Raw genomic sequence first — 15,747 nt, forward strand, 5'->3', positions numbered from 1 at the left:
TTCTTTGATCCTTTTGTCTGATCAGATGTCGAGCAGGATGCGTTCCGGGTTCTCGATGCATTCCTTGACGCGTACCAGGAAGGAAACGGCTTCACGGCCGTCAATGATACGGTGGTCATAGGACAGTGCCAGATACATCATCGGACGGATTTCGACTTTGCCGTCGATTGCGACCGGGCGCATCTGGGTTTTATGCATGCCGAGGATACCGGACTGCGGAGCGTTCAGGATCGGCGATGACAGCAGGGAACCAAAGACACCACCGTTGGAGATGGTGAAGGAACCGCCGGTCATTTCGTCCATGCCGAGTTTGCCGTCACGGGCACGCTTGCCGAAATCGACAATGGTGCTTTCCAGATCGGCAAAGGTTTTTTCTTCTGCCGAACGGATGACCGGAACAACAAGACCCTGCGGGGTGCCAACGGCAACGCCGATGTCGCAGTAGTTTTTGTAGATAAAGCTGTTGCCGTCGATTTCGGCGTTAACAGCCGGCCATTCTTTCAGGGCCGTGGTGCAGGCCTTGATGAAGAAGGACATGAAGCCAAGCTTCACGCCGTGTTTCTTCTCGAAACCGTCTTTGTACTGATTACGGCAAGCCAGAAGGTTGGTCATGTCCACTTCGTTGTAAGTGGTCAGCATGGCCGCAGTGTTCTGGGCTTCTTTCAGGCGGCGCGCAATGGTCTGGCGCAGCTTGGACATTTTGACGCGCTCTTCACCGTCACGCAGTTCGCGTTCCGGCTTCGGAGCTGCCGGTGCGCTTGCGACCGGTGCAGCTGCACGCGGTGCCGGTGCGCCACCAGCAAGATAGTTCATGACGTCGCCCTTGGTCAGACGGCCATCTTTGCCGGTTGCCGGGATGGCTGCCGGGTTCAGATTGTTGTCTTCGACCAGTTTGCGAACTGCCGGCGGCAGCGGATGATCGGTATTGGCAGCAGTTGCCGCAGCCGGGGCAGCAGCAGGTGCCGGCGCAGCAGCCGGGGCTGCCTTTTCTTCCTTGGCCGGTGCGGCTTCTGCTTTTTCTTCTGCCGGAGCGGCAGCAGCAGAACCTTCTGCACCTTCGTTGATCATGGCGATCAGGGCACCAACTTCGACTTCGTCGCCTTCACCAACAACCAGTTCAGCAATCGCGCCGGCAACCGGTGCGTTGACTTCAACGGTTACTTTGTCGGTTTCAAGTTCGACAATCGGTTCATCGGCAGCAACAGCATCACCGACTTTTTTGTACCATTTTGCCACCGTGGCTTCAGATACAGACTCGCCCAGCGCGGGAACTTTAACTTCAGTCGCCATTTTTTCCTCGACCGTTTTTTCAATCAGGCAGTGTGGGTCTGCCATGATGCGAATGAATTCTAATGAACGTATCGGACGGGCGATTTCTCGCCCGTCCGGTAAAGTTATTTGACGCTTAGTGCCGCATCGACCAGTTCAGCCTGCTCACGCAGGTGGGCCTTCAGAAGACCCGTTGCCGGCGAAGCAGATGCTGCGCGACCGACATAAACCGGACGACCCGCCTTGTGCGAGATGTTCGACAGGGTGGCTTCGATACGACGATCGACGAAGAACCAGGAACCCATGTTCTCGGACTCTTCCTGACACCAGACGACATCAGCATTCGGGTATTTGGCCAGTTCCGTTGCCAGTTCCTTTTCCGGCCACGGATAAAGCTGTTCGACACGCACAAGCGCAACATCTTCGATGCCACGGTTTTCGCGTTCGGCGAGAAGATCGTAATAGACCTTGCCCGACGACAGAACGACGCGTTTGACCTTTTTGTTTTCCACCAGCTTGCCGGTTTCCTCGATCACGGGCTTGAAGGTCGTGCCTGCCGCAAATTCGGACAGGTTCGATACAGCCTGTTTGTGACGCAGAAGCGACTTCGGTGTCATCAGAATCAGCGGCTTGCGGAACGAGCGACGGATCTGACGGCGCAGGATGTGGTAATAGTTTGCCGGTGTCGTACAGTTCGCCACCTGCATGTTGTTTTCACCACAAAGCTGCAGGTAACGTTCCAGACGGGCGGAACTGTGTTCCGGACCCTGGCCTTCGTAACCATGCGGCAGAAGCATCACCAGACCCGACATACGCAGCCATTTGGCCTCGCCCGAGCTGATGAACTGGTCAATGATGACCTGTGCACCGTTGGCAAAATCACCGAACTGGGCTTCCCAGAGAACCAGCGAATGCGGTTCTGCAAGGGTGATCCCGTATTCAAAGCCCAGAACACCGGCTTCGGACAGCGGCGAGTTGAGAACTTCAAGCTCGGCCTGACCGGTACGGATGTTGTTGAGCGGGGTGTATTTTGCCTCGGAGGTCTGGTCGACCAGCTTTGCATGACGCTGCGAGAAGGTACCGCGCTGGCAATCCTGACCCGAAAGACGGACCGGGGTGCCTTCGCACATCAGGGTTCCGAACGCCAATGCCTCGGCGGTCGCCCAGTCAAGGCCCTCGCCGGTTTCGAACATCTTCGCTTTGGCCTTCAACTGACGAAGGATTTTGCGGTTGATGTCAAAGTCACTTGGCGGGGTGGACAGTGCGCGGCCGACTTCCTGCAACAGGTCATTGTCAACGCCGGTCTGACCGATCCAGTCGGCATCTTCGCCATGCGAGGATGCAAGACCAGACCATTTACCTTCAAGCCAGTCTGCCTTGTTCGGACGATAGCTTTCTGACGCCTTGAACTCTTCGTCAAGGTAATCCTGGAACGACTTGTCCAGTTCCTTGGCGCGTTCTTCGGTCAGAAGGCCTTCTTTGATCAGCTGCTGTGCATAGATGTCTTTGGTGGTCGGATGTTTACCGATCACATCATACATTATCGGCTGGGTGAAGGCCGGTTCGTCGCTTTCGTTGTGGCCAAAGCGGCGATAGCAGAACATGTCGATAACGACATCCTGTTTGAATTCCTGACGGAATTCGGTCGCGATGCGCGCGGCATGAACCACTGCTTCGGGATCGTCACCATTGACGTGCAGGATCGGAGCCTGAACGACTTTGGCAATGTCCGAGCAATACGGCGAAGAACGGGAGTCGGTCGGTTTGGTCGTGAAACCGATCTGGTTGTTCACAACAAAGTGGATCGTACCGCCGGTACGATAGCCTTTGAGGTGCGACAGATCGAAGGTTTCTGCAACAAGACCCTGACCGGCAAAGGCCGCATCACCATGCAGGAGGATACCCATAACCTGCTCGCGATTAACGTCTTTGCGCTGGGACTGTTTTGCACGGACCTTACCAAGGACAACGGTGTTCACAGCTTCCAGATGCGACGGGTTTGCCGTCAGCGAAAGGTGAACAACATTGCCATCAAATTCGCGGTCGGCAGAAGTGCCAAGGTGATACTTAACGTCACCCGAGCCCATCACGTCGTCCGGCTTGGACGGGTTGCCCATGAATTCCGAGAAGATCGCACGGAACGGCTTGCTCATGACGTTGGCAAGAACGTTCAGACGACCACGGTGCGGCATCCCGAAGACAACCTCGCGGATACCAAGCTGGCTGCCGCGTTTGAGGATCTGTTCGAGCGCCGGAATCAGGGCTTCGCCACCGTCAACGCCGAAACGTTTGGTGCCGACATATTTGGTATGCAGATAGTTTTCAAAGCCTTCGGCTTCGACCAGGCGCTCAAGGATGGCTTCCTTGCCGCGTGCAGTAAACTGCGTCTGGTTGCCGATGCTTTCGATCCGCTGCTGAATCCATGACTTCTGTTCAGGTTCCTGAATGTGCATGAATTCGATACCGATCGACCCGCAATAGGTTTTGCGTGCCAGCGAAACGATCTGGCGGATGGTCGCGGTTTCAAGACCCAGAACGTTCGCGATGAAAATCGGACGATCAAGATCGGCTTCGGTGAAGCCATAGGTCTTGGGATCAAGTTCCGGGTGCGGTTCACGCGGGGCAAGGCCCAGCGGATCCAGATTTGCTTCCAGATGGCCGCGCACACGGAACGAACGGATCAGCATAAGTGCGCGAATGGAATCATTGGCCGCAGCGCGAATGGCGTCGGAATTTACCGTACCAGCCGCAGGTGCTGCGAGGGCTGCCGGAGCATAGGCCACCTGGGCCGGGCGTTCGGCATGTCCCTGTGAGACGTCGTATCCCTCCATGCCGCCAACAACCTTGGTTTCCCGTGGTTGCCAGCTCGGCCCGCGCATTTCTGCGAGAAGTTCGGAGGCGTCGTCCTGCAACCCGTCAAAAAACTCTGCCCAGCTCTGGTCTACCGCAGACGGGTTCTCCAGATACCGGGCATAGATTTGAGCGATGTAGGTTGCGTTCGACTCGTTAAGAATCGTGTCGAGATCTTGAGGTTTCATTTGTGGTCGGAAGGCATGGTCCTCAAGACAGGACCACGCCCCCCCTTGCCTTTCCTCTGACTACCCAGATTAGCCCTTCAAAGCCTTCAGCATCGTCGAGCCGAGGCTTGCCGGGGAATCGGCAACAAGAACGCCAGCACTACGCATGGCTTCCATTTTCGCATCCGCGGTGCCTTTGCCGCCCGAGATGATCGCACCGGCATGGCCCATGCGTTTACCCGGAGGCGCAGTAACACCGGCGATGAAGCCGGCAACCGGTTTCTTGACTTTGGAAACCTGCAGGAATTCACATGCTTCTTCTTCAGCCGAACCACCGATCTCACCGATCATGATGATGCCTTCGGTTTCCGGATCCTTAAGGAACAGGTCGAGGCAGTCGATGAAGTTGGTGCCGTTGACCGGGTCACCACCGATACCGATACAGGTCGACTGACCGAGGCCGGCGGCCGTGGTCTGTGCAACTGCTTCGTAGGTGAGCGTACCGGAACGCGAAACGATACCGATTTTACCGCGACGGTGAATGTGACCCGGCATGATGCCGATTTTGCATTCGTCCGGGGTAATGATACCCGGGCAGTTCGGACCGATCAGGCGGGTCGAAGAACCTTCGAGCGCGCGCTTGACGCGAACCATGTCAGCAACCGGAATACCTTCGGTGATGCAGACAGCCAGTTCGACTTTGGCGTCGATGGCTTCGAGGATTGCATCGGCTGCGAAGGGCGGCGGAACATAGATAACCGAAGCATTCGCACCGGTTACATGAACAGCTTCTTCAACGGTGTTGAAGACCGGCAGGTCAAGGTGCTTGGTGCCGCCTTTACCCGGGGTTACGCCACCAACCATCTTGGTGCCATAGGCAATTGCCTGTTCGCTGTGGAAGGTGCCCTGCGAACCGGTGAAACCCTGGCAGATAACTTTGGTGTTTTTATCGACGAGAACAGCCATAGTTACGCGGCCTCCTTCACAGCTTTGACCACCTTCTCGGCGGCATCGGCAAGGTTGTCAGCCGAAACAATCGGCAGACCCGATTCTTCGAGGATCTTCTTGCCAAGTTCGACATTGGTACCTTCGAGGCGAACGACCAGCGGAACGTTCAGGCTGACTTCGCGGGCTGCTGCCACAACGCCGTCTGCAATCACGTCACAACGCATGATGCCACCAAAGATGTTGACCAGGATGCCTTCGACATTCGGGTCAGACAGGATCAGCTTGAAGGCCGTGGTAACGCGTTCTTTGGTTGCGCCGCCACCAACGTCAAGGAAGTTGGCCGGTGCGCCACCATAAAGCTTGATGATGTCCATGGTTGCCATGGCAAGTCCTGCGCCGTTAACCATGCAGCCGATGGTGCCATCGAGCTTGATGTAGTTGAGGCTGTGTTTTGCAGCTTCAAGTTCGGCCGGGTTCTCTTCGTCTTCGTCGCGCAGGTTTTCGATGTCCGGATGACGGAACAGCGCGTTGTCGTCGAAGTTCATTTTGCAATCGAGAGCGATGATATCGCCTTCGCCGGTCACGACCAGCGGGTTGATCTCAACCATGGCAGCATCGGTGTCGAGGAAGCACTGGTACATTGCCGACATGAATTTGACAGCTTTGGAAACCTGCTTGCCTTCGAGGCCAAGGGCGAATGCCAGTTTACGGCCATGGAAGCCCGAGAAGCCAGCTGCCGGATCGATGTCAACGGTGACGATCTTTTCCGGGGTTGCTTCTGCAACTTCTTCAATGTCCATACCGCCTTCGGTCGACGCCATGAAGATCACGCGCGAGCAAGCGCGGTCGACGAGAACCGAAAGATACAGTTCGCGTGCGATGTCGCAGCCTTCTTCGATATAAACGCGTTTGACTTCTTTGCCTTCCGGACCGGTCTGGTGGGTAACCAGGGTCGAACCGAGCATCTGTTCGGCGTTAACGCCAACTTCTTCGACGCTTTTGACAACGCGAACGCCGCCTTTATCGCCTGCTTTGGCTTCCTTGAAGGTGCCTTTACCGCGGCCACCTGCATGGATCTGGGACTTCACCACGTAAACCGGACCAGCCTGGGACTGGGCAGCTTCGATGGCTTCCTGAGCGGTATATGCAACTTTGCCATTCGGCACGGTCACACCGTATTTGCGAAGAATTTCTTTCGCCTGGTACTCATGAATATTCATGTTCGGTCGCTTTCTTGCCTTCCGTACGATTTCCGGTGGGTCAGAAATCGGGATTTCAATGTCCCCGTATATGCGGGAGGGACTTTGTTGCGAGGCCCGCGATCACTGAAGTTATAAAAACAACAATGATTGAAAAACGGGCCGGTCACTGACCAGCCCGCTTCGCGTTCTTAGAGCATGCCCTTGGCAGCTTCAACGAGACCGCGAACTGCGTTCACAGAATTGTCGAAGTTTGCTTTTTCGGACTCGTCAAGATTGATCTCGACGATGCGCTCAACACCGCCAGCACCCAGAACAACCGGGACGCCGACGTAAATACCATCAACGCCGTATTCACCGCTCAGATAAGCAGCAACCGGCATGACGCGTTTCTGGTCTTTCAGATAGCTTTCTGCCATCGCAACAGCCGAAGCTGCCGGGGCATAGAAAGCAGAACCGGTTTTGAGCAGGGCAACGATCTCGGCACCACCATCGCGGGTACGCTGAACGATCTCGTCGATTTTCTCCTGCGTGGTCCAACCCATTTTGATCAGGTCAGGAACCGGGATACCGGCAACGGTCGAGTAACGGATGGACGGGACCATGGTGTCGCCGTGGCCGCCAAGAACGAATGCGGTAACGTCTTTGACCGATACTTTGAATTCTTCTGCGAGGAAGTAACGGAAACGTGCCGAGTCCAGAACGCCTGCCATGCCGACAACTTTCTTCGGGTCGAAGCCGGTTGCCTGCTGCATCACCCAGACCATCGCATCAAGCGGGTTGGTGATTACAATGACGAATGCATTCGGTGCATGTTCCTTGATGCCCTGACCAACCTGGGTCATGACTTTGGTGTTGATGCCGATGAGATCATCACGGCTCATGCCCGGTTTACGAGCAACACCTGCGGTGACGATGACGACATCAGCGCCTGCGATGTCTTTATAGTCACTGGTACCCTTGAGGTCGGCATCAAACATGTCGACGGGGGAGGATTCAGCAATGTCAAGCGACTTGCCCTGTGGCATGCCATCAACGATGTCGAAAAGGACGACGTCGCCAAGCTCTTTCAGGCCGACGAGGTGAGCAAGCGTACCACCAATATTGCCAGCACCGACGAGCGCGATCTTGTTGCGGGCCATTCCGTTACCTTCTTCCCTATTACGCTTCCTGGGGGTCGAAACTCAACTTGGGAGCGCGATTGAAAATTTAAACCTGCGAACGCGAAATAATCGTTCGTAAACATCGAGTGTCGTAAACTGAATCGCTCCGATTTACAAGGGGAAACCCCGCTGTTTTTACGAGGAAAACCGCCGGTTCGCGGTTTATTGCAACTATGGTCTAAACGCTTAAAAACCGTTCATGTTGCGATTGCGAACGCGCATGAATGCGCAGCAAAACCAAAGCCTGTTTGCGATTGCGGGCTGCCTAAAGGAAAGGCAGTCTGGGCGTTTGCTGCGAATTCGGGCGTGCGATCATGATTATGCCACCCCAGCATTGCATGAAACTGCCATCAGCCATGCGATGCACACGTATTCGAAAAAACGCTAATACGACGAATTTTGCGTGATTTTGCGTTTGTGACATGCCTCACGCAAGAATCGCCTGATGAAGTGCGACCATGCGGCGAATTATTGCAACGGTTTTAAACTCTGGTGGGTGGAGTCGTTTTTGACATGGCGCAATGACAGGATACAGACCGTCTGCTAGACAGCTAGAATCACGTCAAATGCGCCATATCGAGATATTCCTGACTGCGCATTTCGGTCAGTCGTGACACGGTGCGCTGGAATTCGAATGAATAATCCCCGTCAGTGTAAATCTCTTTCGGGTCGCATTCGATGGCACAGATCAGTTTGGCCTTATGTTCATACATGGCATCGACCAGCGTGCCGAAACGCTTGGCCCAGTCGCGACGCGAGTCCGGTAGTTTCGGAATGAAATCGATCACGATCGTATGGAAATGGGTGGCAAGGGCAATGTAGTCCCCCGGACCCAGCGGGCGGGTGCATAATTCATCAAAGGTGAATTTGGCAACACCGGCACCGGCTGCGGAAATTTCGATCTTGCGGCCCTTGATGGTCAGGCTGTCTGGGGCGACCCGCGCCCCATGCGTCAGGGTCGCAAACATTTCGTCAATTTTGCCAGCGGCCTCATCGCGTGCCACAGGATAAACAAACACGTCTGCTGCCGTCAGATTGCGCATGCGGTAATCGGTCGGGCTGGCCAGTTCAAGGACGTCGAGCTTGCGCTTGATCATGTCAATGAAGGGCAGGAAGTTCTGGCGTTGCAGACCGTCCTTGTAAAGATCATCGGGCACACGGTTCGATGTGGTGACAATGACCACGCCGTGTTCAAACAGTTGCTCGAACAGGCGGCCGAGAATCATTGCATCGGTGATATCGGTGACCTGCATTTCGTCAAAGCACAGCAACCAGGCACCATCGGCCAGGTCCCTGGCGATGGGCGGGATCGGGTCGGCATCATCCTTTTTCTTGGTCTGGCGATACCGGTGCATGCGTTCATGCACATCCTGCATGAAGTCGTGAAAATGCACCCGGCGCTTTTTTTCAATGTCGATGGTTTCATAGAACAAATCCATCAGCATGGATTTGCCACGGCCCACTTCGCCGTAAATATAAAGCCCAAGCGGCGGGGTCGGTTCATCGCGACGGCGCGTCAGACCAAACCGTTCACGCCAGCCACCCGTTCCGGTTGCCGGTTCATAATGCGACAATGCGTTTTTCAGACTTTGCAGCTTTTCAGCGCAGAGTTCCTGCATCGGATCATGAGACAGCTCACCATTGGTGATTTTCGCGCGATAACGGGAAAGCGGGCCGTCGGTCATCAACAAATCTCGGATGCAGTGAAAGGAATCTTCAGAACGGGAACTGTCATAGCGCCAAGACGCATTGCAATGCAACAAGGGGCTTTGCATTTCAGCCCCCTGGATTGCGCAGACTTTGACAAAAGGGTTGTCAGATCAGGCGCATTTTCCTGAACAGCCAGATCTCGAACGCCGTAAAGGCAGCGAGCAGAACCACCACCCCGATAAAGCCAAACGGACTGTCTGCGGCGGGAATGCCGCCGACATTGATCCCGAGAAGCCCGGTCACGAAACTGATCGGAAGAAACAGTCCGGCGATCACGGTCAGCCAGTACATGGTGCGGTTCATCTGTTCGGTTTCGATCGCCATCAGGTTTTCATTGACGATCTGAAGACGTTCGCGAAGGGAGTCAAATTCCTCGACCAGTCGCACAGTTTTATCGGTAAGCGCGCGGGCGCGCCGCTTGAACCGTTTGTCCGACCATGCCGGTTTCTGTTCGACATAGTTTGAAAGTGCATCGCGCTGCGGCGCCATATGCCGACGCAAACGCGATACCGTGTTGCGGATATCCGATCCGCGACGGCGCAGCGGAAGCGTTTTACCCTCGGCTACGGTTTCCTGATCATCCTCGACGGCATCGACATCTTCCTCTATGCCGCGCACAAGATTCTCAAGCCGGAAAACCAGCCGTTCGGCAACGGTCAGAACGAAGTCATCAATGCTGCGCGGTGCGTTGTTTTCCGCAATTGCCGTCCGGATATCATCAAAGGCCTTAAGGGACTGGTTGCGCAGTGTTATCACCATGTTTGCCGTCACCCAGAAGCGTACCGAAATCATATCGGCCGGATCATTTTCGGCATTCAGGTTCACCCCGCGCAGGTTCAGCGAATATCCGGGATCATAGAAGAACACCGCCGGGCGCGTCCCGCGGGTGGCCAGCGTATCGGCAATGGTGGGATCAATTCCGACAATATTAATCAGCCAGTCACGCACCCCGTCGCCCATCCAGTCAAGATGCACCCACAAATAGGCATTCTCGTCCGGGGTCGGCAGGCTGTCTTGCAGGTTTGCCCATTCTACCGGTTTGGCAGTGCCAGTGTGGCTGATCTCAAATGCGTTGATCAGGGCCGGTTTGCTCATTGGGGGCTCCTTGATTGTCTTGCCTGACATCGTCCGGGCAAAGAGCTGATGACGTTTTCATCAATCCATGGGAACGAAACGTTAGATGATTCGTTACAGTCTTCAGTGTAACCTGTTTACAAATCGCGAAAAACGTTCAAATACCGGTCTTTGGATATCATTATGGATCATCAGGCATGACTTCACTTCGTCGCGTGTTCGCAGGTTTTGTTATCTGTTTGTTTGCGATAATGGCGGCACAGAATGTGACGGCGCAAAGCAACGATAACGGGCCGGATGCCGTTCAGAAAATCGAACTGGAAAATGCCCAGAACCGCATATCGGAATGGGACGGGGCCCTTGATGACCTTGAACAGACCATCACCAGGGACGAAGTCACCAATCGCTTTATCAATGACGGGCGTGATGAACTTGAAGCAATCCATCTTGGCATCGTGACCCTTCGGGACCGTGCCGAAGAACGCCTGAAACGTTTCAAGACGGCCCTTGGCAAACTGGGGGATCCCCCGGCCGAGGGACAGGAAGAAGTCCCGGCTGTAGCGCGTGAACGTGAACGCATAGGTCAGGATATCGCGCGCGTAACCGGCGTGATCAAGCAACTGGAACTTGTTGATTTCCGTGCGACAGAGCTTTCTGATCAACTGGCCGGACTGGCGCGCGAACGCTTTACACGACGCATTCTCGGGCGTGTTGATGTGCCGCTTGATCCGGGTGTCTGGCTGACGGCGTGGAGTGAAATTGTGCGCCTGCCCAGTATGGTTCAGGCCCGGTATGCCAATCTTGAGGTCGACGGACAGGCTGCTGACGAGCTGGCCGAAATTGCGCCGGGTCTCGTTCTTATGACCGTGATCGTGATTGCTGCGCTGATTGGTGGCGAAGTCATTGTCTTGCGCTATATGCCCGGTGGCTGGAAAACCGTGCCACAGGAAGACCGGGTGGCGTTGATTTCGGGAACCCGTTTTCTGTTTACGGCGATGGTGCCCGGTATTGCCCTTTTGATCGCGTACGGCATTCTTGATTCCCGTCAGGCCCTGTTAAAGGGGGCGATGGGTGACTTCATCCATCAATGTTTTGCCGCGGCCCTTTTCCTGTTGTTTGTCGGGGCGGCGATCCGCAGTGTTCATTCCCCGTTTTCACCTGCACTGCGCCGCGCGGGCACAACGCCGCGTGGGGCGCGAATTGTCGGGATTTCTTCGCTTGTCGTTGCGGTGATCTTTGCCTGGGACATGGTGTTGCTTCAGGGGGCGACCACCCTTGGAACGTCACTTGAAATCGCCCTTGTGCAAAGCATCTCGAATGTTCTGGTGATTTCGGTCCTGCTGTTCATCTCGTCACTTGGGGCGTTCTGGGTCCATGACGAGAAAGACCGTCATGAATTCTGGCCCAAGCTGGAGCGTCGCAGCCGCCGGGTTCTTAAGGCCGTTGCGATCCTGATGCCGGTTCTGATGGTGCTGGGATATGTCGCGCTGGCGCGGTTCATTCTTGAAAACCTGATGATGGGGCTGGCATTTCTGACCTGTTACTGGCTGCTGCGCGGTTATTTCCGGGCCTTGATGCATACCTATCTGGTGCGTCCGGAACCCAGTGAAGACAGCAAAACCACGGATGCGGTACATGGCACGCTGTATTTCTGGCTCCGGGTTCTGATCGATGTGGTGATGGTGACGATTGCCGTGCCCGTCGCAGTGATGATCTTTACCGACATTGCCTGGACGGATCTGATCCTTGCGGTTCAGCAGGCCTTTGTCGGCATTCAGGTTGGTGGCATTCATTTCTCGCTGCGCTCGATCCTGCTTGCGGCTTTGATGTTTGTGATCGTGCTGGGCCTGATGCGGTTTTTCCAGCGGATGCTCAGCACCCGTGTCCTGCCCAACACCAAGCTTGATCAGGGATTGCAGCATTCTGTTTCGGCGATCTTTGGCTATGCGGGGATCTGTCTTGCCGTGCTTCTGGCCATTTCGGCGGCCGGGATGGACTTGTCCAACCTTGCGATCATCGCCGGTGCGATTTCGGTTGGTATCGGTTTTGGCATGCAAAGTATCGTCAACAACTTTGTATCGGGTCTGATCCTTTTGGTGGAACGTCCGATCAAGGTTGGTGACTGGATTGTGGTCGGCGCCGATCAGGGTTTGGTCAAGGACATCCGCGTGCGCGCAACCGAAATCGAAACCTTTGACCGTTCATCCATCGTCATTCCGAACTCGGAGCTGATTTCCAACCGGGTTCTGAACTGGACGCTCAAGGAACGGTCGGGCCGCGGCATCATCCGGATCGGGGTATCTTATGGGGCCGATGTCGACAAGGTTCGCGAAATCCTGCTCGAAATGGCCGACAAGCGTCGCGAAATTCTGAGTTATCCGGCCCCGCAGGTTATCTTTATGGATTTCGGTGCCAGTTCGCTTGATTTTGAACTGCGCTATTTCCTGCGCGATATTGGCGATGTGATTGCAGTGGCAAGCTCGATCCGCTTTGAGCTTGTGCAGCGCTTCCGCGATGAGGGCATCGAAATTCCGTTCCCGCAGCGTGATCTTAATCTGCGCGATATTGACAAGCTGACGGATGCCATTCGCGATGCCGGTAAAGGGGCTGTGCGATCCAAACCGGTGCCAGCGCCCTCGGTCCCTGACGAAACACCGACCTCGGATGACGAGATCGAGCATGGCGCGGACCAAAAGGCCGCACCGTCGTCATCGGCCAAGGACATTTCGCGTGATCGCGATGCGTCCGGGCGTGACATTCCTGATGCTGGTGGTGATCCAGACGGGGATGCGCCGCGCTAGGCGGGGAATGTCCTAGATATCAAAAAGTGCAGCTGTGATCTTTTGGCCCATCGGGGCCATCAGATCGCGCTCGCGCTGGGTCAGCCAGCGCAGCTCGGCGATTTCGCGTGCCGGGGCAAGGGTGCCGTGATAATCGGCACTAAAACAGGTCATGCGGACAATTGCCCCGTCAGGTTGATTGTGCCCACGTCCGCTAAAGGTACCAATCTCACGGATGCTGTCGTCAATCAGTGTGACGCCAAGTTCCTCGGCAACTTCGCGGATGATGGCATCTCGGGCGGTTTCGCCCGGATCAATCTTGCCACCGGGCAGATAAAACCGGTCACGACCACGACTGCGCACCGACAGGATTTTGTCGCCATCGCGCAAAATCCAGTTGGCGGTTTCAATGACCTTGAGGGTCGGGATGTCTGTATCGCGATCTTCCATTTGGCAATCAGGGGCGATTACAGGATCGCCACATCCAGTCCGATATCGACCGCCGGGGCCGACTGGGTGATGCGCCCGACCGAGACGTAATCAACGCCGGTTGCCGCAATTGCACCAATGGTCTGAAGGTTTACACCGCCAGATGCCTCGGTCTTGCAGCGGCCATCAACAATGGCAACGGCTTCGCGCAGCATGTCCGGGCCCATGTTATCCAGCAGGATGATATCAGCACCGGCCATTGCAGCCTCTGCCACCTGATCAAGGGTGTCGCATTCGACTTCGATCTTGGGCAGATTGGCTGCACGGGCGGCCTCGACGCATCTGGTGATCGATCCGACAACACCGATATGGTTGTCCTTGATCATCACCCCGTCATACAGGCCCATGCGATGGTTTTGTGCGCCGCCCATACGGGTTGCATATTTTTCCATCTTGCGCCAACCCGGCAATGTCTTGCGGGTATCAAGAAGCTTTGCCGATGTTTCGCCCATGGCCGCTACATAGGTCCGCGTAGTGGTGGCGATGCCCGAAAGATGCTGAAGGGTGTTAAGGGCTGTGCGTTCGGCGGTCAGGATGCCGCGTGCATTACCCTCGACCACGGCCAGAACGTCCTTGGCCGCAATAGCGTCGCCATCTTCGCAATGCTTTTCGATTTTGGCATCAGGAACCAGCTTGCGGAAACATTCCAGCGCAATATCAAGTCCCGCAACCACGATGTCTTCGCGGGTTTCAAGCGCGACACGAAGGCGCGCATCGGCGGGTACGACGTTATCAGATGTGATGTCGCCGGTTCCGATGTCTTCGGCAAAGGCGCGGTCGATGAATTCGGAAATTTCAGCCTGGGTCAGGACGGTCATGGTGGGGGCCGTTTTCAATGCGTTGGGAATGGCAAACAGCCCCGCAAATCTTGCGGGGCTGTGAGGTGAGTTGGCCTAGGCTGCCGTGTCTTTTTTGACCGGAATGTTTTTTGACATTTCGAGCATGCGTTCAAGCGGTTTGACCGCTGCAACACGCAGGTCTTCGGGCATCACGATCTGCGGACCGTTATTGACCAGACACAGATAGAGCTTCTCAAGCGTATTGAGCTCCATGAACGGGCAGTTGTTGCATGCGCATGATCCGTCGGCACCGGGCACCGGAATGAATTCCTTGTGCGGGGCGGCCTTTTCCATCTGGTGGATGATGTGAGGTTCGGTCGCGATCAGGTATTTCTGATCCGGGCCATTGATCACATATTCCAGGATCGCGCGGGTCGAACCGATATGATCGGCATGTTTCAGAATACCGTCATGACATTCCGGGTGAGCTGCGATCTTGGCATCCGGGTTCTGGGTCTTCAGACGGATCAGTTCGCGTTCGGAAAACTGTTCATGCACGATGCACGAGCCGTTCCAAAGCGTCATGTCACGACCGGTTTTCTTGGCAAGATAGGTGCCAAGATGGCGGTCAGGGGCCCACAGGATCGGTTTGTCTGCCGGGATCTGGTCAATGATCTCGGCCGCATTGGACGAGGTCACAATAATATCGGACGCGGCCTTCACCTCTGCGGAGCAGTTGATATAGGTGATGGATACGTGATCAGGATGCTGTTCGCGGAATTTGCGGAACGGTTCTGGCTGGCACGAATCCTCGAGCGAGCAACCCGCTTTCGAATCCGGCAGCAGAACGGTTTTGTTCGGGCTGAGGATTTTGGCAACCTCGGCCATGAAACGCACGCCGCAGAACACGATAACATCGGCATCGGTTTCGGCAGCCTTGCGCGACAGGTCCAGACTATCGCCAACAAAGTCGGCAAGGTCCTGAATTTCCCCATCCTGATAATAATGGGCCAGAATGATCGCGTTCTTTTCCTTTTTCAGACGCTGAATCTCAGCTTCCAGATCAAGGGTCGGATCAATCTGCATTTCCGACATTGCGTCAGCCGAGGCTTCGGCAATGGTGATCATTTCATTCATGGCGTCGTCTCATCTCGCCTGTTTGCAAGCCGGAGATAAGTCGCGGGGCCCGGCATTGCAAGTTAATGACAGTTTGGAACCTGAATATCGCCATTAGACCGGGATGGCAAGGAATAGGGCGGCAAGAAAGAGCGGCCATGCATCAGAAATGATACAGCTGATTGATAAATCTCAGTGAAGGG

11 protein-coding genes are annotated in these 15,747 nt (G+C 55.4%); 1 reads left to right on the forward strand and 10 read right to left on the reverse strand.

Annotated elements, in window-relative coordinates:
• Positions 1–21: 21 nt before the first annotated feature.
• From odhB to TH30_RS05125, 7 genes are all read right to left on the reverse strand, one after another.
• On the reverse strand, positions 22–1,290 hold the full coding sequence (odhB, locus tag TH30_RS05095) for a 2-oxoglutarate dehydrogenase complex dihydrolipoyllysine-residue succinyltransferase (protein WP_114097193.1): 1,269 nt from the start codon (positions 1,288–1,290) through the stop codon (positions 22–24).
• A 104-nt stretch (positions 1,291–1,394) separates the two neighbouring features.
• Positions 1,395–4,307 carry a 2-oxoglutarate dehydrogenase E1 component gene (locus tag TH30_RS05100; RefSeq protein ID WP_114097003.1) on the reverse strand — a complete coding sequence of 971 codons (2,913 nt, stop codon included), beginning with the start codon at positions 4,305–4,307 and terminating at the stop codon, positions 1,395–1,397.
• A gap of 69 nt (positions 4,308–4,376) precedes the next feature.
• The gene (gene sucD, locus TH30_RS05105) at positions 4,377–5,252 is read right to left on the reverse strand and encodes a succinate--CoA ligase subunit alpha (RefSeq protein ID WP_114097004.1); all 876 of its coding nucleotides are present in this window, start codon (positions 5,250–5,252) and stop codon (positions 4,377–4,379) included.
• Positions 5,253–5,254: 2 nt separating this feature from the next.
• The gene (gene sucC, locus TH30_RS05110) at positions 5,255–6,484 is read right to left on the reverse strand and encodes an ADP-forming succinate--CoA ligase subunit beta (RefSeq protein ID WP_258548629.1); all 1,230 of its coding nucleotides are present in this window, start codon (positions 6,482–6,484) and stop codon (positions 5,255–5,257) included.
• A gap of 140 nt (positions 6,485–6,624) precedes the next feature.
• Positions 6,625–7,575, reverse strand: a complete 951-nt coding sequence (gene mdh / locus TH30_RS05115) for a malate dehydrogenase (protein ID WP_114097006.1) — start codon at positions 7,573–7,575, stop codon at positions 6,625–6,627.
• Between the two features lie 578 nt (positions 7,576–8,153).
• On the reverse strand, positions 8,154–9,281 hold the full coding sequence (gene zapE / locus TH30_RS05120; RefSeq protein WP_114097007.1) for a cell division protein ZapE: 1,128 nt from the start codon (positions 9,279–9,281) through the stop codon (positions 8,154–8,156).
• A gap of 130 nt (positions 9,282–9,411) precedes the next feature.
• Positions 9,412–10,401, reverse strand: coding sequence for a CorA family divalent cation transporter (locus TH30_RS05125; protein WP_114097008.1), 990 nt, complete (start codon positions 10,399–10,401; stop codon positions 9,412–9,414).
• A 176-nt stretch (positions 10,402–10,577) separates the two neighbouring features.
• On the opposite strand from TH30_RS05125, the gene TH30_RS05130 reads away from it, so the two are divergent.
• Positions 10,578–13,181 carry a mechanosensitive ion channel family protein gene (locus TH30_RS05130; protein ID WP_114097009.1) on the forward strand — a complete coding sequence of 868 codons (2,604 nt, stop codon included), beginning with the start codon at positions 10,578–10,580 and terminating at the stop codon, positions 13,179–13,181.
• Between the two features lie 12 nt (positions 13,182–13,193).
• Here TH30_RS05130 and TH30_RS05135 read toward each other — a convergent pair whose 3' ends face one another.
• The 3 genes from TH30_RS05135 to nadA all read right to left on the reverse strand — a co-directional run bounded on the left by TH30_RS05135 (position 13,194) and on the right by nadA (position 15,565).
• Positions 13,194–13,610 (reverse strand): NUDIX hydrolase, encoded by a 417-nt coding sequence (locus TH30_RS05135; protein WP_114097010.1) that lies wholly within the window; start codon positions 13,608–13,610, stop codon positions 13,194–13,196.
• A gap of 17 nt (positions 13,611–13,627) precedes the next feature.
• Complete coding sequence (gene nadC / locus TH30_RS05140) at positions 13,628–14,467, reverse strand: carboxylating nicotinate-nucleotide diphosphorylase (protein ID WP_114097011.1); 840 nt, start codon at positions 14,465–14,467, stop codon at positions 13,628–13,630.
• Positions 14,468–14,542: 75 nt separating this feature from the next.
• The gene (gene nadA, locus TH30_RS05145; protein ID WP_220150277.1) at positions 14,543–15,565 is read right to left on the reverse strand and encodes a quinolinate synthase NadA; all 1,023 of its coding nucleotides are present in this window, start codon (positions 15,563–15,565) and stop codon (positions 14,543–14,545) included.
• Between the last annotated feature and the right edge of the window lie 182 nt (positions 15,566–15,747).

The organism is Thalassospira profundimaris (genome assembly GCF_003326795.1).
GTDB classification, from domain to species: domain Bacteria; phylum Pseudomonadota; class Alphaproteobacteria; order Rhodospirillales; family Thalassospiraceae; genus Thalassospira; species Thalassospira profundimaris_C.